17 protein-coding genes and 3 pseudogenes are annotated in these 22,617 nt (G+C 65.2%); 14 read left to right on the top strand and 6 right to left on the bottom strand.

What is annotated here, in order from left to right:
* Window positions 1–439: 439 nt before the first annotated feature.
* From CXR02_RS07080 to CXR02_RS07070, 3 genes are all read right to left on the bottom strand, one after another.
* Window positions 440–835: a response regulator transcription factor gene (locus CXR02_RS07080; RefSeq protein ID WP_104061331.1), complete on the bottom strand. Its 396-nt coding sequence runs from the start codon at window positions 833–835 to the stop codon at window positions 440–442.
* Window positions 836–1,055: 220 nt separating this feature from the next.
* Window positions 1,056–2,276 (bottom strand): NADP-dependent isocitrate dehydrogenase, encoded by a 1,221-nt coding sequence (locus tag CXR02_RS07075; RefSeq protein ID WP_104061330.1) that lies wholly within the window; start codon window positions 2,274–2,276, stop codon window positions 1,056–1,058.
* Window positions 2,277–2,474: 198 nt separating this feature from the next.
* The gene (locus CXR02_RS07070) at window positions 2,475–4,334 is read right to left on the bottom strand and encodes a phosphoenolpyruvate carboxykinase (GTP) (RefSeq protein WP_258060848.1); all 1,860 of its coding nucleotides are present in this window, start codon (window positions 4,332–4,334) and stop codon (window positions 2,475–2,477) included.
* Window positions 4,335–5,329: 995 nt separating this feature from the next.
* Between CXR02_RS07070 and CXR02_RS07065 the strand changes: the two genes are divergently transcribed.
* The 14 genes and pseudogenes from CXR02_RS07065 to CXR02_RS06995 all read left to right on the top strand — a co-directional run bounded on the left by CXR02_RS07065 (window position 5,330) and on the right by CXR02_RS06995 (window position 20,224).
* Entirely contained in the window at window positions 5,330–5,710 is a 381-nt protein-coding gene (locus CXR02_RS07065) for a metalloregulator ArsR/SmtB family transcription factor (protein WP_104061328.1), read from the top strand.
* Window positions 5,707–7,428, top strand: a complete 1,722-nt coding sequence (locus CXR02_RS07060; protein WP_104061327.1) for a SulP family inorganic anion transporter — start codon at window positions 5,707–5,709, stop codon at window positions 7,426–7,428. Before CXR02_RS07065 ends, CXR02_RS07060 begins: the two co-directional genes overlap by 4 nt.
* A 276-nt stretch (window positions 7,429–7,704) precedes the next feature.
* Complete coding sequence (locus CXR02_RS22560; RefSeq protein ID WP_219816391.1) at window positions 7,705–8,424, top strand: bifunctional 2-polyprenyl-6-hydroxyphenol methylase/3-demethylubiquinol 3-O-methyltransferase UbiG; 720 nt, start codon at window positions 7,705–7,707, stop codon at window positions 8,422–8,424.
* Window positions 8,421–9,112: pseudogene (locus tag CXR02_RS07045) on the top strand (cbb3-type cytochrome c oxidase subunit I); the annotation flags it as partial. The gene CXR02_RS22560 and the pseudogene CXR02_RS07045, both read left to right, overlap by 4 nt.
* A 72-nt stretch (window positions 9,113–9,184) precedes the next feature.
* Complete coding sequence (locus CXR02_RS07040; protein WP_104061325.1) at window positions 9,185–9,424, top strand: hypothetical protein; 240 nt, start codon at window positions 9,185–9,187, stop codon at window positions 9,422–9,424.
* Complete coding sequence (locus CXR02_RS07035) at window positions 9,405–9,722, top strand: potassium channel family protein (protein WP_104061324.1); 318 nt, start codon at window positions 9,405–9,407, stop codon at window positions 9,720–9,722. Before CXR02_RS07040 ends, CXR02_RS07035 begins: the two co-directional genes overlap by 20 nt.
* Window positions 9,723–9,765: 43 nt before the next feature.
* Window positions 9,766–10,785 (top strand): beta-ketoacyl-ACP synthase III, encoded by a 1,020-nt coding sequence (locus CXR02_RS07030; protein WP_258060847.1) that lies wholly within the window; start codon window positions 9,766–9,768, stop codon window positions 10,783–10,785.
* 104 nt (window positions 10,786–10,889) lie between these two features.
* Window positions 10,890–11,438 (top strand): annotated as a pseudogene (locus tag CXR02_RS07025) (CBS domain-containing protein); the annotation flags it as partial.
* Between the two features lie 95 nt (window positions 11,439–11,533).
* A pseudogene (locus tag CXR02_RS07020) lies at window positions 11,534–11,770 on the top strand (pyridoxamine 5'-phosphate oxidase family protein); the annotation flags it as partial.
* 374 nt (window positions 11,771–12,144) lie between these two features.
* Window positions 12,145–15,855 carry a nitrate reductase subunit alpha gene (locus CXR02_RS07015; RefSeq protein ID WP_104061500.1) on the top strand — a complete coding sequence of 1,237 codons (3,711 nt, stop codon included), beginning with the start codon at window positions 12,145–12,147 and terminating at the stop codon, window positions 15,853–15,855.
* Window positions 15,855–17,567 carry a nitrate reductase subunit beta gene (narH, locus tag CXR02_RS07010; protein WP_104061323.1) on the top strand — a complete coding sequence of 571 codons (1,713 nt, stop codon included), beginning with the start codon at window positions 15,855–15,857 and terminating at the stop codon, window positions 17,565–17,567. Before CXR02_RS07015 ends, narH begins: the two co-directional genes overlap by 1 nt.
* Entirely contained in the window at window positions 17,564–18,184 is a 621-nt protein-coding gene (gene narJ, locus CXR02_RS07005) for a nitrate reductase molybdenum cofactor assembly chaperone (RefSeq protein ID WP_104061322.1), read from the top strand. The genes narH and narJ overlap by 4 nt, the downstream gene beginning before the upstream one ends.
* 2 nt (window positions 18,185–18,186) lie before the next feature.
* Window positions 18,187–18,987, top strand: a complete 801-nt coding sequence (gene narI / locus CXR02_RS07000; protein ID WP_104061321.1) for a respiratory nitrate reductase subunit gamma — start codon at window positions 18,187–18,189, stop codon at window positions 18,985–18,987.
* A 16-nt stretch (window positions 18,988–19,003) separates the two neighbouring features.
* A complete protein-coding gene (locus CXR02_RS06995) occupies window positions 19,004–20,224 on the top strand; it encodes a nitrate/nitrite transporter (RefSeq protein WP_104061320.1) in 1,221 nt (406 codons plus the stop codon).
* A 201-nt stretch (window positions 20,225–20,425) separates the two neighbouring features.
* On the opposite strand, the gene CXR02_RS06990 is transcribed toward CXR02_RS06995, so the two are convergent.
* The 3 genes from CXR02_RS06990 to CXR02_RS06980 all read right to left on the bottom strand — a co-directional run bounded on the left by CXR02_RS06990 (window position 20,426) and on the right by CXR02_RS06980 (window position 22,615).
* Complete coding sequence (locus CXR02_RS06990) at window positions 20,426–20,755, bottom strand: DUF3040 domain-containing protein (RefSeq protein WP_104061319.1); 330 nt, start codon at window positions 20,753–20,755, stop codon at window positions 20,426–20,428.
* A 36-nt stretch (window positions 20,756–20,791) separates the two neighbouring features.
* Window positions 20,792–22,177 (bottom strand): MBL fold metallo-hydrolase RNA specificity domain-containing protein, encoded by a 1,386-nt coding sequence (locus CXR02_RS06985; protein WP_104061318.1) that lies wholly within the window; start codon window positions 22,175–22,177, stop codon window positions 20,792–20,794.
* A gap of 75 nt (window positions 22,178–22,252) precedes the next feature.
* Window positions 22,253–22,615, bottom strand: a complete 363-nt coding sequence (locus tag CXR02_RS06980; RefSeq protein WP_104061499.1) for an SPW repeat protein — start codon at window positions 22,613–22,615, stop codon at window positions 22,253–22,255.
* Between the last annotated feature and the right edge of the window lie 2 nt (window positions 22,616–22,617).

Genomic DNA, 22,617 nt, shown 5'->3' with positions numbered 1-22,617 from the left:
ACATCCCAGCAAACGGAGGGCCTACTCGCCAGGGTCCTGAGCCCGCCACCCACACAGTTTTCATAGGCGCGTGCGGCGCCAGACACGCTCCGCAGCCGGTCTCAGAGGGACACGCGGAGGGTAAATGTACACACATCAGAAGCAAAAAACGCCTCTGACATGGGAAAACGTGCCCGAGGTGGGACTCGAACCGGACTCCAGCCTTTGCAAACACTGGGAAGTCAAGGAAACATCCCCAATCCAAGCCAGTCCGACCCGATCCGACGCCCAGGGTGTGCACATTGTGCACAATACAGCTCAGTCAGCTGGGTGTTGACTGTGGCGCAGGGCGTGCAGCCCTGACCTTGCGCTTGACGAACAGGCACTGCCTCCTTTTTGCAAAGCCGTCGAAGAGTACGCCGAAGGGCCAATATCCTTCCACGAGCACAAGCTCGCTAAGTCAAGGAGTCAACAAAACCGGGGCAGTCCCTTCTGCCGGGCAGAGCATGTCGGCTAGTTCCATGAGCTGTTTCGGCCGGAACGGTTTGGTCAGGTAGGCGGCTGCGCCAGAGGCCATGCTGGCCATCTCGTCGTCGGGCTCGGCGTGGGCGGTGACGAAGAGCATCGGGGCTTCTGACAGGTCCCGGATCCGGTGTGCCACCTCGTGCCCATCGATGTCAGGCAGCCCGAGATCCAGCGTCACCAGCACCGGATGCAGGGTCCTGGCAGCGGCTAGGCCCTCTGCACCCGAAGCGACAGCATGGACGTCGAACCCCATCTGGGTCAGAATGACGCAGATCAAACTTCGAATGTCCTGGTCATCTTCGATGACCAGGACAACTCCTCGTGATTTCATGGCATCTCCCGGTGCTGTCTGCGAAGTGTAAGACCGAAGCCGCCGCTGCACGTCCTAGGACCGCCTAAGCCCACACTCACAGACAACTTTGGAATGATTCAATGCTGTTTGCGCCGGGGGTGTAGGCCCAGCTTAGCGCCGGGTTTGACCCGTGGAGCCTTTACTCGTGCAGCCCGACGGATACGGAGCAGCTTCACCGAACGGGCAAACTCCTCCGAGGCTAGCTCAGGCGTGTTTTGAGGTTGTCGTCCAGAGCTGCGAGGAAGTCCTCGGTGGTAAGCCATTTCTGGTGCGGGCCCACCAGAAGCGCGAGGTCCTTAGTCATCTTGCCGGATTCGACCGTCTTAATGACGACCTCTTCGAGGGTGACGGCAAAGTCTATGACGGCGGGGGTGCCGTCCAGTTTGCCGCGGTGCATGATGCCCCGGGTCCAGGCGAAGATCGAGGCGATCGGGTTGGTGGACGTGGGCTTGCCTTGCTGGTGCTGACGGTAGTGGCGGGTGACGGTGCCGTGCGCGGCTTCGGCCTCTACGGTCTTGCCGTCCGGGGTCATCAGCACGGAGGTCATGAGACCGAGCGAGCCGTAGCCCTGGGCGATGGTATCCGATTGGACGTCGCCGTCGTAGTTCTTGCAGGCCCAGACGTAGCCGCCGTCCCACTTCATCGCCGATGCCACCATGTCATCGATCAGGCGGTGTTCGTAGCTGATGCCGGCTGCTACGAACTGATCCTTGAACTCGGCGTCGAACACTTCCTGGAACAGGTCCTTGAACTGGCCGTCGTAGGCCTTCAGGATCGTGTTCTTGGTGGAGAGGTACACCGGGTAGTTCCGCTGTAGCCCGTACGCGAAGGAGGCACGGGCGAAGTCGCGGATGGAGTCGTTGAAGTTATACATGCCCATGGCCACGCCACCGCCGTCGGGGTATACGACCACCGTCTGCTTGATCTCTTCGCCGCCGTCGGAGGGGGTGAAGGTCATGGTCAGCGTGCCCGGACCCGGGACCTTGAAGTTGGTGGCCATGTACTGGTCACCGAAGGCATGGCGGCCAATGATGATCGGCTTGTTCCAGCCCGGGACCAGACGGGGGATGTTGGAGATGATGATCGGCTCGCGGAAGACCACCCCGCCCAGGATGTTGCGGATGGTTCCGTTCGGGGAAGCCCACATCTTCTTCAGGCCGAATTCCTCGACCCGGGCCTCGTCGGGGGTGATCGTGGCGCACTTGACGCCCACATTGTGTTCCTTGATGGCGTTTGCGGCGTCGATCGTGACCTGGTCATCGGTGGCGTCGCGGTTCTGGATGGACAAGTCGAAGTACTTCAGGTCCACGTCCAGGTGCGGGAGGATGAGGCGGTCCTTGATGAACTGCCAGATAATGTGCGTCATTTCGTCGCCGTCCAGCTCCACGATAGAGCCGACGACCTTTATCTTTTTACTCACAGGGTCTCCTTGATGCACGGGCAATGACCCGTGGTTATGGTCTTTTTTCGCTGCAGAAGCCCGGTGATGATCCTTCCCGACACCCCCGGGCCGGGTGGGGCGCGGTCCGGACGCTTCCGAGCCGCCGCATCGGCAGGCAAACCCAAGGGGTTGCGTCCGGCGGGGACGTTTCCGGACCTCGGGCGCATTCTTGTGAACCTAGCGGGAGCTGATGCGCGGCGTCCCCCGTCGGGCGGCGAAGCGGTTTTTGAGGCGTTGCAGCTCGACCGGCAGCTCGGGGGGCAAAGAGTCGCCGAACCGGGCATACCACTGGTCAATGCTGTCAATTTCCTGGGCCCATTCCTGCGAATCGACCGCCGACGCGGCCCGGAGGTGTCCGGGTGTGATGTCGAGGCCTTCGATATCGAGGCAATCCAGCGCTGGGACGAAACCGATTGGGGTTTCAATGGCGGCAGCTGTCCCCTCGAGCCGTTCGATGGCCCATTTCAGGACGCGGGAGTTGTCTCCGAATCCGGGCCAGAGGAAACTTCCGTCGCTGTCGCGGCGGAACCAGTTGACCAGGAAGATCCGGGGCAGTCTGGCGGGATTGGCCGTCCGGCCGATCTCCAGCCAGTGTTTGAGGTAGTCCCCGGCGTTGTAGCCGATGAAGGGGAGCATGGCCATCGGATCGCGGCGGACGACCCCGACCTGACCGGCCGCTGCTGCTGTCGTCTCGGAGGAGAGAGTTGATCCCATGAAGACGCCACCCGTCCAGTCCCTGGACTCGGTGACGAGGGGGATGGTTGTTTTACGTCGGCCGCCGAAGAAGATCGCAGAGAGTGGGACCCCGTCTGGTTGGTAGTATTCATCGGCCAGAATGTCGACCTGGCTGATGGGGGTGCAGAACCGCGAGTTGGGATGGGCCGCGGGCCGGCCGGAGGCGGGGGTCCAGTCCTGTCCGGTCCAGTCGGTCAGGTGCTCCGGTGTGTCCCGGGTCATGCCTTCCCACCAGACGCCGCCGTCACCGGTGAGGGCCACGTTTGTGAAGATGGTGTTGCCCTTGGCGATGGCGTCCATCGCGTTGGGGTTGGTGTGCCATCCGGTGCCGGGTGCGACGCCGAAGAGGCCCGCCTCCGGGTTGGTGGCCCGCAGTTCCCCGTCCTTTCCGACACGTATCCAGGCGATGTCATCTCCGAGGGTTTCCGCCTTCCAGCCGGCAACCGCGGGGTTCAAAAGTGCGAGGTTGGTTTTGCCGCAGGCGGACGGGAACGCGGCAGAGATGTAGTAGACCTTCTGTTCGGGGCTGGTCAGTTTGAGGATGAGCATGTGTTCCGCGAGCCAGCCCTCCTGACGGGACATCGCGGAGGCGATGCGCAGCGAGTAGCATTTCTTGCCCAGCAGCGCGTTGCCCCCGTAACCGGAACCGTAGGACCAGATGGACTTTTCCTCAGGAAAGTGGACGATCCGTTTATCGTCATTGGAGGGCCAGCTGACATCCTGTTGACCTGGCTCCAGCGGTGCGCCGACGGAGTGCAGTGCTGGGACAAAATCCGCGTCCAGTTCGACCATTTTGGCCAGGACATCGTTACCGGTGTGGGCCATGATGCGCATGGAGGCGACGACGTAGGCGCTGTCGGTGATCTCCACCCCGAATTTGGGGTCCTCCGCGTCCAGGTGGCCCATCACAAAAGGAATCACGTACATGGTGCGCCCCCGCATGGCCCCGCGGAAGAGCCCGTGCAGCTTCTCCTTCATCCGTGCCGGCTCCATCCAGTTGTTGGTGAAGCCCGCGTCGCGTTCGTGTTCGGAACAAATGTAGGTCTGCTCCTCGACCCGGGCGACGTCCTTGGGGTCGGAGAAGGCGGCAAACGAGTTGGGAAACCTGTCCTCGTCCAGGCGGACCAGGGTTCCGGCCGCAACGAGCCCGTCGGTGATCGTGCGGTATTCGGCATCTGAGCCGTTGACCCAGTGGATGCTGTCCGGCCGGGTCAGGCCGGCAACTTCGCTGACCCAGTCCGAGAGGCGGGCAAGGGCGGCCGGGGCGGTATCCATGACGGTGGACTGTGTGGAATTTGGCAAGGTTCTCTTCCTTCCCCCGCGCTTTGTACCGTTGGCGGGGACGATCTTAGAAGGTGATGGATTAGTTCATCGGAGGACCGTAGTCAGGGGCAGATGAGAGTCCAGGAGCGGCTGCGAATCCTTCGAAGGTTGGCCACATTCCTTCAGGCACTTAACTATTTGATGGTTTCATCATTTTATATAATAGTCCATATTGGGCCGCCGGTTCTCCTGAGCCCGGCGTTCCGGGGCGCCGTCATGCCGCGCCGTGACGCATCGCCAAGTGAAAGCGACTGTTCCGATGGACCGAATTCCCGACCGGCAGGGCGCACGTATGCGAAGTAAAAGCCGAGATCTTCAATGGTCTGGTCCGGCTCCGTCAGGAGTCATTCGAGCACTTCGAGCACCGGCGCTGCGTCGGTCAGGGTTTGCCCGCGGGCCGCGGTCCATTCACGGTGCTGCTGCACCGACCTACATTGGGCATCGAGCTATCCCTCCCCGGAAGCAGCGTTGCCCGTCGGTACCCTGGTGAAAGAGATTGCATAGTCTCGGACGGTGCCCGCGCCCGGGTTGTGCCGTCAAAAATCCGCGGGGCGTCCGCTCATCACCCGAGGCCTCCCGGCGTCACCAGGGGCAGCGATACCGAGGTCCTCCCGAACTCGGCCAGGGAGGCCCGCGGGAAGAGCGCCGTGACGAACACACCCGCAGGACGGGGCGCCGCGGCGGTGCAGAGTGCGGGTGCTGGTCCCAAATTCGTAGGTCGTCAGGCCGGTGCCGCGCCCTACGGATACTGACCGTGAGGTGCCTGGTCGTGTTCCGGTCCGCGTCGCCTTCGCGGAGCCCGACCAGGCAGCTCCCCCCGCCGGCCGGCGCGTTCCGCACTGTGAAACGGGAGCGGACCGGTCCGTGGAAACCGGGCCTGACGGGGACGGGATGCTCCGACCCCTGTTATATTGGATGATGGATCTATAAAGTAGTCAAGCAAGCGTTTATTATGATCGGCCGGGGAGGCACGCATGGAAGAATTCTCGGATTTCCGGGCACCGTTGTACGAGGTGAAGGCCAACCTTTTCAAGGGCTTGGCGCACCCGGTCCGGATCCGCGTGCTGGAGCTCTTGTGTGAGGCTCCGGAGGTGTCGGTGACGGAGCTGTTGGCGGCGACGGGACTGGAGGCCTCGCACCTGTCCCAGCACTTGTCCGTGTTGCGCCGGTACCATCTGGTCCGGGGGGAGCGGCGGGCGCTGCAGATGTTCTATTCGTTGGCGTACCCGCAGGTCGCCGACCTGCTGTCCGTGGCGAGGCTGCTGCTCAACGAGATGCTGCACGCCACCCGTGAGCAGCTCGAACATTCAGCCGCCACGTCCCCTCTGACTGCGGCAGCCGGAAGTTCAAAATGAAGGCATTGACGGCGGCGCGCGCGCTGCTGCCGGGGTGGAAGGACTATGCAGATCTGCCCCGCACCTGGAAAGGCGACCTCATCGCCGGGGTCACCGTGGGTATCGTCGCCCTGCCGCTGGCACTGGCCTTCGGGGTCAGCTCCGGCGCCGGAGCGGCCAGCGGACTGATCACCGCCGTCATCGCCGGCATAGTCGCCGCCGTCTTCGGCGGTTCCAACATCCAGGTTTCCGGCCCGACCGGGGCGATGGTCGTGGTCCTGGGCCCGGTCATCGCCACGCACGGCGGCGGGGCCCTGGCAGCCGTGGCGGTCCTCGCAGGGGTCATCGTCGTCGCCGCCGGGGTGCTGAAGCTCGGCAGAGTCGTGACGTTGCTGCCCTGGCCCGTCATCGAGGGCTTCACCCTCGGGATTGCGATGATCATTTTCCTCCAGCAAGTCCCGGCCGCGTTCGGCGTCAAAGCCGGCCCGAGCAGCAACGCCGCTGTTTCGGCCCTCCAGGGACTCGCAACAACGTCCCCCGCCGCACTCCTGGCCCCAGTGGCACTGGTGGCACTGGTCACGGTGATAATGATTACCTCACCCCGCATCCACCCGCAGATCCCCGGTTCCCTCGTCGCCATCGTCGTGGCCAGCATCGCCGCCCAGGTACTCGACCTGCCCGTGGCCCGGATCGGCGCCCTGCCCGACACCCTGCCGGCCCCTTTAATCCCCGCCCTGGGCTGGGGTACCGTGACCGCCCTGGCCGCACCGGCGGCGACCATCGCGGCGCTGGCGGCGATCGAGTCGCTGCTCTCGGCCCGGGTTGCCGCGTCGATCTCCGATACCGGCCCCTACGACGCCGACCGTGAGCTCCTGGGCCAGGGCCTCGCCTCTGTGGCATCCGGGTTTTTCGGCGGCATGCCGGCCACCGGGGCCATCGCCCGCACTGCGGTGAACATCCGCTCCGGCGGCCGGACCCGGCTGGCCGCCATCACGCACGCCCTGGTGCTGCTGGCCGTGGTCTATCTGGCCACCGGTCCCGTCTCGAGGATCCCGCTGGCGGCGCTGGCCGGGGTTCTGATGGTCACCGCCACCCGTATGGTCTCCCTCGGCACGCTGCGCAGCGTGATCGGCTCAACCCGGGCCGACACTGTCGTGTTCTTCGTCACTGCCCTGATCACCGTGTCCTTCGACCTGATCGAGGCAGTGGCAATCGGCATCGCCGTCGCTTCCTTCTTCGCCCTGCGCGCCCTGGTCAAGTCCAGCGGCGTGCATCGCGAAGAGATCCCCGGCCCCGCCCGGGACGGGGATGAGCACATCGCTGTCTTCCGCCTTGACGGGGCCCTGTTTTTCGCCGCCGCCGAGCGCGTCCTGGACCGGGTCAGTACGATCCGCAACGTCGATGTCGTCATCATCCGCATGTCCCAGCTCCAAGTTCTGGACGCGACCGGTGCCCGGGTCATCACCGACATCGTCAATGCCCTCGAACGCCGCGACATCACCGTGCTGATCAAAGGCATTCAGGACCGCCACCTGGCCTTGGTCACCCGGGTCGGCGTCCTGGAATCCCTGCGCCACCACAAACACCTCTTCGCGGAACTGCCCCCGGCCGTGGAGCACGCCCGCAGCCACGTTGCCCGTGCCCAGGCCGAACGCGCCGCACAAAACCCCGGACAGGGCGCCGCGCCTGGCGCCGGCACGGCGGAGGCCCCCGGCATGCCCACGGCGCGCAATGAATGATATGGAGCACCCATTGCTGTCAACAGCGCCCGTGCAATCCCGGCCGGAACGGGACCGCATGCCGCAGTACCTCATGGTTTTCGGACTAGCGGCCCTTCTTCTGCTCGACGGCCCGGCACTCGTCACAGTGCCCGGGAGCCCGGCCTGGATGGCCGGGGTGGTACTGACCGGCCCGATCGTCGGCATCCCCGCGGGGATCGCCGTTTTCCGACTCCACAACCGGGCGGGCCGCCGCTCAGACGGAACAGCCGCCCGGCGCCCGAATGGGAGCCGGCCATGAGCGTGGATGGCATGCCGTTGCCGGCGTGGAAGCACGCAGGGCGGGGCCGGCCCGGCTACCCCGCCGACGCCCCGGCCTGGAACCGCTGGTACGCCGAAACGGACTACGGCTGGGCGCCTGCCAGCTCGTCGGTGCGCTCAGAACTCAACGGACTGGCCCCGGGACGAGCGCTGGACCTCGGGGCCGGGGACGGGCGCCACGCGGTGTGGCTGGCCGGCCGCGGCTGGCGCGTGCAGGCCATGGACTTTTCCTCCGAGGCCCTGGCGATCGGACGCGAACGTGCCTTCGCCGAGGGCGTGACCGGCCTGATCACCTGGTCGGTGGCCGACGTCACCGCCCACACCCCTGACCCGGGGAGCCTGGACCTGGTCCTGGCCGCCTTCCTTCACCTGCCCGGACCGGAACTCGAAGGAACCATCGCCCGCAGCGCTCGGAGCCTGGTCCCCGGCGGGCTGTTCCTGTACATCGGCCATGCCCCGGCGGACCCCCGCGAAAGCGCCCCCGTGCCACGGACCGCGGCCGTGCTGCACGACAGCGCCCGGGTGGCCGCCTGGGCCCGGAGGGCCGGACTGTACGTTGAATCAGCCGGAACCCGGTCCCGGCCCGTTCCAGGTTCCCGCCGCCCCGCGCTGGACTGCGTCGTTCTGGCCCGCTGCCCGCCCCCTCCAGACCCGTCTCCGTCCACCGAACACGCTCACCGCGAGGTCCCGTCATGACAGCACGCACCAGCACCGCTACGGTCCCTGTTTCTGTGGTTCCCAGGTCCAAGGGCAAGACTGTCGTCAGCTGGATCACGACCACAGATCACAAGACCATCGGGTACATGTACCTCATCGCGTCCTGCCCGTTCTTCTGCCTGGGCGGTGTGATGGCCCTGCTGATCCGGGCCGAGCTCTTCGAGCCCGGGATGCAGATCCTGCAGACCAAGGAGCAGTACAACCAGCTGTTCACGATGCACGGCACCGTTATGCTGCTGATGTTCGCGACGCCAGTGTTCGCCGGGTTCGCCAACGTCATGTTGCCGCTGCAGATCGGTGCCCCCGACGTCGCGTTCCCGCGGCTGAACGCCCTGGCCTTCTGGTTCTTCCTCTTCGGTTCCCTCATCGCCCCGTGTCCGGCTTCATCACCCCGCAGGGGGCGGCGTCGTTCGGCTGCTTCGCTTACGCGCCGCTGTCCAACACGACGTTCAGCCCTGGCATCGGTGGTGATCTATGGGACTTCGGCCTTGCCCTGTCCGGCTTCGGCACCATCCTTGGTGCGGTGAACTTCATCACTACCATCATCTGCATGCGCGCACCGGGCATGACCATGTGGCGGATGCCCATCTTCACCTGGAACACCCTGGTCACGGCCATCCTGATCCTGATGGCCTTCCCGCCCCTGGCCGCCGCCCTGTTCGCGCTGCGCGCCAGCGAAGTCTGACCCTCTCCCGGTCTCTGCCATATCCCCGACCCGCCCGCCCACAGGAGGACAGCCATGGAGAAATACCTGAGGAACATCTGGTCCGCTTCGGCGGAGCTGGAAATGATCCAGTTCCAGACCGACCAGGCTCACGACGGGCTCGTTCAGGCCATGTGCGAGGCAATGGCGGCACGGATGTCCCCCGCCGACGTCGCAGCGGCTGCCAACATGAGCCTGAGCGAACTGTTCGACACGCTCCGCAGGCGCAGCACCGTTCCCTCCGCGGAGAACAACCATGCGGTACACGACTCGTAAGCCCGGTCCCCTGCGCCTAAGCGTGGAGCAAAACACCCCCGGAGCGAACATCACCACTTTCGGCGAAGCCCTCTGGTGGGCCGTGGCCACTATCACGACGATCGGCGACAGCAATTTCTACCTCGTCACGGAGCTTGGCCGGTTTGTCGCCGCTGAAACCGCCGCCGCCGAAGCCCCTCACGAAGAACTCACCCGGCTCACCGCCCGCATCAAAGAACTCACAGCCTGCATCCACCAGCTCAGTGCCCCTTCCCTGGGGCATGCCGGCGCCGAACACGTTCCCACTCACCGGCGCTGACGGGCCCGTCATGCCATACCGCACACAGACCCAGGAGCCACCCATGAACCCGTCCCTGCCCCGCAGTATGCCGGACCCGCCTGTCCGCGGATCCCGTGTCGTCGGCGTCGGATCCTACCAACCGGCCAGGATCCTGACGAACAGTGAGCTGAGCCTGATGGTGGACACCAGTGACGATTGGATCCGCAGCAGGACGGGCATCGAAACGCGCCGCATCGCCGATGCCGAATCCGTGGCCGACATGGCCATCCGGGCCGGACAGGACGCCCTTCAGCACGCCGGGATGGACGCCGGGAACCTGGACCTGATCATCGTTGCCACCGTCACGGCCAAGGACCGCTCCCCCAGCACCGCAGGCCGGGTCTCAGCCAGCATCGGCGCCGGCTCGCCAGCCGTTTTCGACGTCAACGCCGCCTGTTCCGGTTTCACCCATGCGATGGCCATCGCCGATCAGGCGATCAGGGCCGGGTCCGCGACCACGGCGCTGGTCATCGGAGCGGAAAAACTTAGCGCCTTCACTGACTGGGCCGACCGGAGCACCTGCGTCCTGGTCGGAGACGGTGCCGGCGCGGCACTCCTGACTGCCACCGACGAACCCGGGGTAGGGCCGGTCCACTGGGGCTCAATACCTGCCCTCGCACAGGCAGTTAGAATAGAAGAACCCTCCCTGCACCTGGAACAGGAGGGCCTCACCGTCTACCGCTGGGCCATCACACAGGCAGCGCAACTGGCACGCCGCACCTGCGAACTGGCAGGAATCCGCCCCGAGGACCTCGCCGCGTTCATTCCGCACCAGGCGAATCTGCGGATCATCGAACCCCTTGCCGACCAGCTCGGCATCCCCCGGGCAATTACCGCCCGCGACGTGATCCACTCCGGAAACACCTCATCAGCCAGCATCCCGATCGCACTTGCCAAACTCGTCCGCTCCGGGGAAGTCCCCCCGGACAGCCCGGCCCTGCTCTTCGGATTCGGCGGCGGTTTCGCCTTCGCCGGCCAGGTCATCCGCACCCCTCGGAACACCGCAGCTGCTCCCCCGGCAGGCGACCCCGACCTCTCCTGACCGCCGAGAACAGTGCCGGGGCAGGACCATCGGCACTCACGGGCCCAAACGAAGTACCGAAACTTTTATGGGCACGGCGACGATTCAGGACCAGGCAGAAACACATCCTGCGCTTGTTCAAGGTGGAGCCCAAGGACGAGGCCACCAGCGCCTACACCCTGGACGAGGTCGCGAACATCGTGGAGCAGTCCATCCGGGACGGTATGCTCACCGACGCCAGCGGAACGTTGACAGCGGCGTTCGAATTCACGGCCAAAACCGTCGCGGACGTGGAAGTGCCCATTTCCGAGATGGTCCTGCTTCCCGCGTCCTCCACGCCGGCGGACATCCAGCGCGCCGTGGCCGAGCACGGCTTCTCCCGCTACATCCTTACCCACGAGGACGGCGAGCCCTCGGGTTACCTGCACCTCAAGGACGTCATGGACCTGACGTCCGCGGAGCAATTCAGCCAGCCTGTGCCCGCCAAGCGGATCCGGCGCCTGGCGTCGGCGTTCAGCGGCAGCGAACTGGAGGACGCGCTGGCCACCATGCGCCGCACCGGCGCCCACGTCGCCCGGGTTTTCGACGCCCAGGGCAACACCACCGGTGTCCTCTTCCTGGAGGACATCATCGAAGAACTCGTCGGCGAAGTGCAGGACGCCACCAGCGACTAACCGGGGCATGCCGACTTCGCTGTTGGCGATCTGAAGCACGACGGGTGCGGCTCCAATGGAGCCGCACCCTTCGCCAGTTGAACCCCGGAATCAATCTCACTATCAATGAGAACGTGCTCTTCGAAGCCGACGGCATCACCAGCGAGGAAGCCTGGAGCGTAGTGGTCAAGGGAACGGCCCGTGTGCTTACCCTGGGCCAGGAGATCGCCGATGCGGAAGCACTGAACCTGAAGACGTGGGTGCCCACGTTCAAAGACTTCGATGTCGAAATCAAACCGTCGCGGATCAGCGGGCGACACTTCAACTTTGGCGAGCAGCCGGAACGGTTCTAACGCATTCCGACTAGACTGCATCGCGGCCGGCTCGACGGCATCTGCTTTCGGATAGGGCGGGGACCAAGAATCACCGGAGAGATACATGCATACCGCAACGCCTAGGCACCCTGTCCGCTCCCATCAGTGAATGACCGCGTGCAGCGCACCCGGCCTCGGCGTACCTGGCCAATAGAGGCGGGGAAACGCTAGCCAAATCTGTGGTCATCTTGGCCCTCCGTCGGCAGACCTCAGCAAACGCGAAATCATCAGGTGCCGCTAAAGCTCCGAGCTATGTTGTCTACAGCACGTTTGTATGCCGGTTGACCATCAAAAGGAGCATCGCGACATGCATCCCCTAGCGCGGGACGTAGCCTATCACTTAGTGTGTGCGCATGGCTGCCGGACCTTTAGTAGTGGGGCTCGATGGGCCCGCCTCGGATGCAATGTTGAAGCTGGGCCGGTTTTTCACGAAATGGGACCAGACCGACGATGGCAGGGCTGTGTTCCGGGAGGGTGGCCGCAAGGGCGATATTTTCTACCGCGACCGGTGGAGCCACGACAAGGTGGTCCGCTCCACGCACGGGGTAAACTGCACCGGTTCCTGTTCCTGGAAGGTGTACGTCAAGGACGGCATCATCACGTGGGAATCCCAGCAGACGGACTACCCCTCGGTGGGGCCGGACAGTCCGGAATACGAGCCCAGGGGCTGCCCGCGCGGGGCGGCATTTTCCTGGTACACCTACTCACCGACCCGGGTCCGTTTCCCGTACGCACGGGGCGTGCTGGTGGAGATGTACCGCGAGGCGAAAGCCCGGCTGGGCGACCCGGTGCTGGCCTTCGCCGAGATCGCCGGTGACCCGGAACGACGGCGCCGCTACCAGCAGGCCCGCGGCAAGGGCGGCCTGGTCCGTGTCTCCTGGCAGGAAGCCGTCGAGATCGCGGCCGCTGCCCACGTGAACACGATCAAGACCTACGGCCCGGACCGATGCGCAGGCTTCTCGCCGATCCCCGCGATGTCGATGGTCTCGCACGCGGTCGGGACCCGCTTCATCCAGCTGATCGGCGGGGTGATGACGTCCTTTTACGACTGGTACGCGGACCTTCCCGTGGCCAGCCCGCAGGTCTTCGGAGACCAGACCGACGTCCCGGAATCCGGCGACTGGTGGGACGCGGGTTACCTCATGATGTGGGGCTCCAACGTCCCCGTGACCCGGACCCCCGACGCGCACTGGATGGCCGAAGTGCGCTACCGCGGCACCAAGGTGGTGACGGTCAGCCCGGACTACGCGGACAACACCAAGTTCGCCGACGAATGGCTCCCCGCACAGGCCGGAACGGACGCCGCGCTGGCGATGGCCATGGGGCACGTCATGCTCAAGGAATTCTTCATCGACCGTGACGTGCCATTCTTCTCCGACTACGTCCGCCAGTACACCGACCTACCCTTCCTGGTCCGGCTGGAAAGGCGCGACGACGGTTCCCTCACGCCGTCGAAGTTCCTCACCGCCCAGGACCTCACTCTGGAGTCCGGGGCCGAGGACGCGGCGTTCCGCACCGTCCTGTTCGACAAGAAGACCGGCCTACCCGCCGTGCCAAACGGCTCGATGGGGTTCCGCTACTCGGGCAGCGGCGAGGGCAAATGGAACCTGGACCTGGCGGGGATCGAGCCGGCACTGTCGCTGCGCGAGGTGTCCGGGGAAAGCGCGGAGATCCTGCTGCCGTGCTTCGAGGACGCCGGCGGGGCCGGCACTGTGTTGCGGCGCGGAGTGCCGGTCCTCGAGGTCGAGGGCCAGCTGGTCACCACCGTGTTTGACCTGATGCTGGCCCAGTACGGAGTCGGCCGCGAAGGGCTCCCGGGGGACTGGGCAGCCGGCTACGAGGACGCCTCGACGCCGTACACTCCGGCCTGGCAGGAGGAGATCACGTCCGTCCCGGCGCAGGCCTGCATCCGGGTGGCCCGCGAGTTTGCCCGGAACGCCGAGCAGTCCAAGGGCCGCTCCATGATCATCATGGGCGCCGGGATCTGCCAGTGGTTCCACGGCGACACCACCTACCGGGCGGTGCTTGCCCTCGTGATGCTGACCGGCTGCATGGGCCGCAACGGCGGCGGCTGGGCGCACTACGTTGGGCAAGAAAAGACGCGGCCGGCTACCGGCTGGGTTTCGCTGGCGAACGCTCTGGACTGGTCCCGGCCACCGCGGACAATGATCGGTACCGGCTACTGGTACATGCACACGGACCAGTGGCGCCAGGATGGCTACTCCGCGGACGCCCTGAAGTCACCGCTCTCCACCGGAGCCCTGGACGGGATGCACACCGCGGACGCGCTGGCCCAGTCCGCGCGGCTCGGTTGGATGCCGTTCTATCCTCAGTTCGACCGGAACCCGCTGGACCTTGCGGACGAGGCGGAAGCCGCAGTCGCTGCCGGCACCGCGAAGGACACCCCCAGCTACATCGCGGACGCGCTGAAAAACCGCACACTGAATCCAGCGATCGAAGACGTCGATGCCCCGGAGAACTGGCCACGGACGCTGGTGCTGTGGCGCTCCAACCTGTTCGGCTCCTCCGCCAAGGGCAATGAGTACTTCCTCCGCAACCTGCTGGGAACCCACAACAATGTCCTGAAAGACCACGCCGAAGGGCTTAAGCCCAAGGACGTGAAATGGCATGAGCAGGCGCCGGAAGGAAAGCTGGACCTGCTGGTCTCCGCGGACTTCCGGATGACCTCCACCACACTGCTGTCCGACGTCGTGTTCCCGGCCGCCACCTGGTACGAGAAGCACGACCTGTCCTCCACCGACATGCACCCTTTCGTGCACGCCTTCAGCCCCGCGATCGACCCGCCCTGGGAAACCAAGACGGATTTCGACACTTTCCACCTGCTGGCCCAGGAGTTCTCCCGCCTGGCGAAAACCCACCTGGGCGTCCGCCGGGACCTGGTCAGCGTGCCGCTGCAGCACGACACCCCCGGCCAGCTCGCCCAGCCCGGCGGGATAGTCCGGGACTGGCGGGACACGTCCATTCCCGCGGTTCCCGGTCAGAACATGCCCATCTTTTCCATGGTCGAGCGCGACTACACCGCCATCGCGGACAAGCTCGCCGCCGTCGGGCCGCTCGCCGACAAACTGGGCTTCACGGTCAAGAACGTCACCTACAAACTCGCCAGCCCGTTGGAGAGGCTCAGCCGCTCCAACGGTGTGATGCTCGGCGGCGCCGCGGACGGCCGCCCAGCGATCGACACCGACGCGAAAATGGCCGAGGCCATCCTGGCCTTCTCCGGCACCACCAACGGCGCCCTGTCCGTGCAGGGCTTCAAGGATTTGGAAGTCCGCACCGGCCGGAAACTGGCGGACCTGTCCGAAGGCTCCGAAGAAAAGTTCATCACCTTCGCCCAGACCCAGGCCGGTCCCGTACCGGTGATCACCTCGCCGGAATGGTCCGGTTCCGAAACGGGCGGCCGCCGCTACGCCCCGTTCACCATCAACGTCGAGCGACTCAAGCCCTGGCACACCCTGACCGGGCGGATGCACTTCTTCCTGGACCACGACTGGATGATCGATATCGGCGAGGCCCTGCCAATATACCGACCACCGCTGGACATGCACCGCCTCTTCGGTGAGCCGAAGCTCGGCCAGGACGGGGCCATGGAGGTGGTGGTCCGCTACCTGACACCGCACTCCAAGTGGTCCATCCACTCCGAATACCAGGACAACCTGCTGATGCTTTCACTGTCCCGCGGCGGGCCCACGGTCTGGATGAGCCCCTCCGACGCGGCCGCCATCCAGGTCAAGGACAACGACTGGGTGGAGTGCGTGAACATCAACGGCGTCCTCGTGGCCCGGGCGATCGTCAGCCACCGGATGCCCGCCGGTGTGGTCTACGTCCACCACGCGCAGGAACGCACCATCGACGTGCCGAAGTCCGAGGCGACGGGCCGGCGCGGCGGTATCCACAACTCCGTAACCAGGCTGCTGGTCAAACCCTCGCACCTGATCGGCGGCTACGCCCAGCTGGCCTACGCGTTCAATTACCTTGGCCCCACCGGAAACCAGCGCGACATGGTTGCCACCATCCGCCGTCGTTCACAGGAGGTGCAGTACTGATGCGTGTTATGGCTCAAATGGGCATGGTCATGAACCTGGACAAATGCATCGGCTGCCACACCTGTTCCGTGACCTGCAAACAGGCTTGGACCAACCGCGCGGGCACCGAATACGTCTGGTTCAACAACGTCGAAACGCGCCCCGGGCAGGGGTACCCGCGCCGCTACGAGGACCAGGAGAAATGGCAGGGCGGCTGGGAGCTGAACAAGCGCGGCAAGCTGGTGCTCAAGGCCGGCGGCCGGGTGAAGAAGCTCCTGGGAATCTTCGCCAGCCCGATCCAGCCCGAGCTCAAGGACTACTACGAGCCCTGGACCTACGACTACAAGACCCTTGTGGACGCGCCGCTGGGCGACGACTTCCCGGTGGCGCGGCCCAAGTCCCTGATCACCGGGGAGGACACCAAAATCACGTGGTCGGCGAACTGGGACGATGATTTGGGCGGCTCCGCCGAATACGGCCACCTGGACCCGATCGTGGAAAAGGTCCGCCGCGAGTCCGAGGACAAGATCAAGTTCGCGTACGAGCAGACCTTCATGTTCTATCTCCCGCGGATCTGCGAGCATTGCCTGAACCCGTCCTGCATGGCCTCCTGCCCCTCCGGCGCCATCTACAAACGGGTGGAGGACGGGATTGTCCTGGTGGACCAGGACAAGTGCCGCGGCTGGCGGCAGTGCGTCACAGGTTGTCCCTACAAGAAGATCTACTTCAACCACAAGACGGGCAAAGCCGAAAAGTGCACCTTCTGCTACCCACGGGTGGAGGTGGGGCTGCCGACGGTCTGCTCGGAGACCTGCGTGGGGAGGCTGCGGTATCTGGGGTTGTTCCTGTACGACGCCGATGCCGTCACCGCTGCGGCGTCCGTCACTGACCCCCAGGAGCTCTACGACGCCCAGATGGACGTACTGCTGGATCCGAACGATCCCGCGGTCCAGGCCGAGGCCCGGGTCCAGGGCATCCCGGAGGACTGGATCGATGCCGCCCGGCGCTCGCCGGTCTACGCCCTGGCCAAGGTCTACAAAGTGGCACTTCCGCTGCACCCCGAATACCGGACCATGCCCATGGTCTGGTACGTGCCGCCGCTTTCGCCGGTGGTGGACCTGCTGCGGGACCAGGGGCATGACGGCGAGGATCACGTCAGTCTGTTCGGCGCCATCGACGCGCTGCGGATCCCGGTGGAGTACCTCGCGGAACTTTTCACCGCCGGGGACGCGGACCGGGTCACAGCGGTGCTGAAGAAGCTCGCGGCCATGCGCTCCTTCATGCGCGGCATCAGCATGGGCAACGACCCCGACGACTCCATTCCGGAGGCTGTGGGCATGGACAGCCAAACCATGTACGAGATGTACCGGCTGATGGCGATCGCCAAGTACGAGGAGCGCTACGTCATCCCGAAGGCCCATGTGGAACAGGCGCACGACCTGGAGGAGATGGGCTGCTCGCTGGACTTCGACGGCGGGCCGGGCATGCAGGATTCCTCCCCGTTCGGTGAAGCCAGCGGGAAGCCCGTTCCGGTGGCGGTCGAGACTTTCAACGCACTCCGGGACCGGCAGACCTCCGGCTCCGCGCCCGGCGAAACCACCTTGCGCGGCCGGGTGAATCTGCTCAACTGGGACGGTACCGGCGCCCCTTCGGGGCTGTTCCCGGAGAAGCCTCCGCTTCCCAGGGCAACCGGCGGCGCGGCCGGAACCCCGGCATCGGGGGAGCAGCCGTGACCCGACGCCTTCAGGTCCTCTACCTCGCGGCAGCTTGGTGCCTGTCCTACCCGGATGAGGAACTCATCGGCCGGGTCCCGCTGATGCGCGCCGCGCTGGCCGAGTTTCCCGGCACCGTGGCGGACTTCCAGGAGGTCCTGCACCGGCTGGAATCCACGCCGCCCATGGAGATCCAGGCCCACTATGTTCGCGAGTTCGACCTCGGCCGGCGCCATGCCCTCCACTTGTCCTACTGGACCGACGGGGATACCCGGCGCCGCGGCGAAGTCCTGGGCGCCTTCAAACAGGCCTACCGTCAAAGCGACATCCTGGTGGACACCCACGGAGAACTGCCTGACTACCTGCCGATGGTCCTGGAATACGCCGCACTGGTGGACTTAGCGGCGGGGCGTGACTTGCTGATCCGATACCGTGCAAGCCTTGAGATGCTCCGCTTTGGCCTGCTCAGGGACGAACTCCCGCATGCGTGCATCCTCCAGGCCATCTGCGCCACCCTGCCCGGGAAATCCCCCGCCGACGAGCAGGCCGTCATGCGGATGGCCGGTTACGGTCCGCCCACCGAAGCCGTGGGCCTGGACCCCTACGATCCGCGGCTGCTGCCCGTGAAGGAGGCCTGACCATGCTGACTTTCGAAACCGAGCCCAGCTCCGCCGCCGAACTCTCCGCCCTGGACACTGTGCTGTGGGGCGTCTTGCCGTTCGTCATGGTGGTGGTGCTGGTGGGAGGCCTCATCTGGCGGTACAAATACGACCAGTTCGGCTGGACCACGAGGTCCTCCCAGCTCTACGAATCCCGGCTGCTGCGCATTGCGTCGCCGCTGTTCCACTTCGGTCTGCTTGCCGTGATCGCCGGGCACTTTTTCGGGCTTGTCATCCCTATGGCCTGGACGCAGGCAGTGGGGATGAGTCAGGAGTTCTACCATTTCAACGCCCTGCTGGTGGGCGGCATCGCAGGACTCGGAACGCTTGGTGGGATCCTCCTGCTGATTTACCGCCGCCGCACCACGGGGCCGGTTTTTATGGCCACCACGAAAAATGACAAAACGATGTACGTCGTGCTGACGGCTGCCATCGTTTTCGGGCTCTGGACAACCCTGGCCAGTGTCTTTGAGGGCGAGCACGGGCACAACTACCGCGAAACGGTGGCTCCGTGGTTCCGTTCCCTTTTTGTCTTCCAGCCGGACATCGGGGCCATGGCGGCAGCGCCGTTCTCCTTCCATCTGCACACCCTGATAGGCATGGCCTTGTTCGTGATCTGGCCGTTCACCCGGCTGGTACACGCGTTTACGGCGCCGCTGCACTACCTCTTCCGGCCCTACATCGTCTACCGCTCCCGGGACAAGCACAGGACTTCCAGCACCCCGGTGCGGCGAGGCTGGTCGCCGGTGGGAACCAAGGACAGAGATACCCGCAGCCGTTGAGCTGAAGGAGGAAACCGTGGCCGGATCAGTGCCGCTTCCCACGTCCGCCCCCGCTGGCCGGACACTCAACCTGGTGCTCGCCACCTCAGCCTCGGTGGTGTGCTTCTGGGCCTGGAACTCCGTCGCCACGTTGGGCTCGTTCTACACACAAAACCTCCACCTGAATCCGGCATCCACCGGCGTGCTCGTGGCCATGCCCGTGTTCGTCGGCTCGCTGGGACGGATCGCCGTCGGCGCCCTCACGGACAAGCACGGGGGCCGTGCCATGTTCACTTTCGTGCTGCTGGCGTCCATCCTGCCGATCCTGCTCGTGTCTGTCGGCGGCATGCTCAGTTCGTTCGCCTTGGTGCTGGGCGCGGGGCTGCTGCTGGGTGTTGCCGGGACCGTGTTCGCCGTCGGAATCCCCTTTGTCAGCGGGTGGTATGAGCCGCACCGCCGTGGCTTCGCCACCGGCGTCTTTGGCGCCGGCATGGGCGGCACGGCGCTAGCGGCGTTTCTGAACCCGAGGCTGGTTGCCGGAATCGGGTACTTCCCCACACACCTGCTGATCGCCGCGGTCCTTTCCGTCATGGCGGCCCTGGTCTGGTTCCTGATGAAGGAATCCCCGGGCTGGACGCGCAGCAACGCCCCGGTGATTCCCAAGCTCATGGATGCTGTAAAAACCCCTGTCACATTGAAGATGTGTTTCCTCTATGCCGTCGTTTTCGGCGGGTTCGTGTCCTTTGCCACGTACCTTCCGACCTACCTGCGCGATGTCTACAGTTTCGACCCGAGCGGCGCCGGGGCACGCACCGCAGGTTTCGCGCTGGCGGCAGTATTGGCGCGGCCGCTGGGCGGCGTTCTCGCTGACAAATTCGGCTCCAAGCCGGTGGTGCTCGTCTCCCTGGCAGGGGTGGCGGTGCTTGCCTGGGTGGTGAACTTGCAGCCCGACGGCGAAGTCCCCGCAGGCCTGACCTTCGTGGCGATGGCAGCAGCCCTGGGCTTAGGCGCCGGAGGAGTTTTCACTTGGGTGGGGGTGCTTGCGCCGCAAGGCAAGGTCGGCAGCATCAGCGGCGTGGTCAGCGCGGCGGGCGGCCTGGGCGGGTACTTTCCGCCCCTTGTTATGGGGGCAACGTACGACGCATCGACCCACAGCTACTCAATCGGCCTTATGCTGCTCGTGGCCACAGCCCTGGTGGCCTTGCTCTTTACTCCGCTAGCGTTGCGTGGTCCCTCGAAGCGGCCTGTCTCGGCGTAAGTCAGATGAGCGGCCGATATCGAACCCTTGCCCTTCTGAGTCGCTGTTCCCGTTATTTTCGGTGAACAGCTGGTCCGGAGCATCCTCTTCGGTCCTCATCAAGAGGTTCAGGGTATTGCGTGCGTCACAGTTCAAGCCTGCGCGCGTCCTCCAGCCGTCTCAAAACGCGTCTTCCACAGCCATGTTGAAAAACGAGTGGGCTCACCCGTGTTCCGGTTGCCCGGCCGAGGGCGAAGATGATGGTCCCGGGCGGCGGAGCCGCAGCCTTCCAAGGCGCAGGGTTGCCGCATAGGCACCGGCGCCCATGATGATGAAGCCGATAGCGCCAAGCAGCATAGCCTGGACCGCTATCGCGACCAGAAGCACCAGGCACCCGACGATGGCCGCGAAGATGCCCGCGACGGTGTGCTGTGACGCCGCGGGCTGCTGTGCTCCGGATCCGAGCTTGGAAGCCAGTCTCGGATCGTCGCGCTCCAGATTCACGGCGATCTCTTCCAACGCCCTCTTCTCATGATCGGTCAGGGCCACCATGCGCCTCCTGTGCTCGGATGCTTCGAATGTGAGGCATTAGTGCGGGTTCTCCAGCTGGATGGACTCGAGGTATTCGGGGACCCTTGCGCTCCAGCCCATTTCGCGCTTGATTCGGGCGCGGAGGGCATCGGAGGCTTCGGGCTCTCCGTGGGTGATGTAGGTCATGCGCGGCGCCTGTAGTGCGGTGCGCATCCAGCGGATGATGCCATCGGCGTCGGCGTGGGCTGAGAAGCCTTCAATGGGGATGACTTCGGCCCTGATCCGGACGTCCTGTCCGTAGATTCTCAGGTCATGGTTTCCGGCCGTGAGGGCAGCCCCGCGGGTTCCGCCGGCCTGGTAGCCGCTGAGGATCAGGGCGTTCTTCGGGTCCGGGCCGTAGGCTTCGATGTGGTGCAGGATGCGCCCGCCGGTGAGCATCCCGCTGGCCGAGATGATGATCATGGGCCCTCCCCTGAGGTTGAGGAGTTTGGAGTCATCTGCCGTCCGCGTCATGGTGGCCAGCTTGTACATCTCTTCGAACTCGTTGGCGCGGAGCCGGTGTTCTTCCCGGTGTTTCCGGTACATGTAGGACGCGTCGATGGCCATGGGGCTGTTGAGATAGACCGGAATGTCGGGGATGAGGCCTTTGTGGCGCAGCCGGGAAAGGTGAAGCAGCAGCGTCTCTGCGCGGCCGACTGCGAATGCGGCGATGAGGATGACCCCGTTGCGTTTGGCCACCCGCCGGACGACGTCGCCGAGTAGATCTTCCGGGTGTTCCGCCGGGTGCGTCCGGTTGCCGTAGGTGGACTCGGTGACAAGCACGTCGACGCTTTCCAGGTCGCGGGGCGCGAACATGAGCGGGTCATCGGCGCGGCCGAGGTCGCCGGTGAAATGGATGGAGTGTCCCTCGGCGCTGAGGTGGATCTGGGCTGCTCCCAGGATGTGCCCGGCAGGAAGGAACGTGGCCTCGATGCCGTCTCCGAGCTCCAGAGGAGCGTCAAAGTCCTGGGGCCGGAAACTGTTCAGGGACTTGACCGCATCGGCTGCCGTGTAGAGGGGCAGTGCAGGGGAATGTACCGAGGAACCGCGGTACTCGGCGTAGCGGGCTTCCTCTTCCTGCAGGTGGCCGCTGTCCGGAAGCAGCAATTTGCACAACTCGCTGGTTCCGTGGGTGGCGTAAACCGGGCCGGTGAAGCCGTCCCGCACCAAGGCCGGGACGTAGCCGGTGTGGTCGAGGTGGGCGTGGGTGAGGAGGACCGCGTCGATGGAGGCCGGAGGCACCGGGAACGGGGTGCGGTTGCGGTCGCGGATGCGTTTGTAGCCTTGGAACAGACCGCAATCAATCAGGATCCGGGTGCCACCTGATTCGAGAAGATACCTGGACCCGGTAACGGTGTCGGTTGCACCGAAAAACCGCAGCCGCGCCGGGTGTTTGCTTTTCATTTCCGACCCTCCGGGGAAATGGGCGGGGTTCCGACTGCCCCGCCAACGGCGGGGCAGTCGGAAGTGGCTGGCTGGTTAGGGGGCCGGCACGATGTGGTGGTGCCGGTATTCCTCGGTGCTGGGCTTGATGGCCAAAGCCGTGACGGCCAGGGCGGCAGCGCCGGGGATCCATGCGCTCCACGCAGCACCCATGCTCGAGGCGAAGCCGCCGACCCACGGTGCCAGGATGAGTGCGACCGCGAGCACGGCTTGGGCCCATTCGGCGGCCGGCAAACCGGGCAAGGCCAGGTTGGTCGCTCCGCCCACGATCAGCAAGGCGCCCAGGGTCACCATGAGGGCGGTGGAGGACCCTGCCTGGGCGGTCCACAGTACCGACAGTGCCGCGTATGCGCCGGCGGCGATGACGGTCCAGTCCTGCCAGCGCGTCCATTTCTTCATCG

It is taken from the genome of Arthrobacter sp. 4R501 (genome assembly GCF_002929755.1).
Classification (GTDB): Bacteria; Actinomycetota; Actinomycetes; order Actinomycetales; family Micrococcaceae; genus Arthrobacter.
The sequence above is the reverse complement of the archived record's forward strand: the minus strand, read 5'-3'. Positions and strand labels throughout refer to the sequence as shown.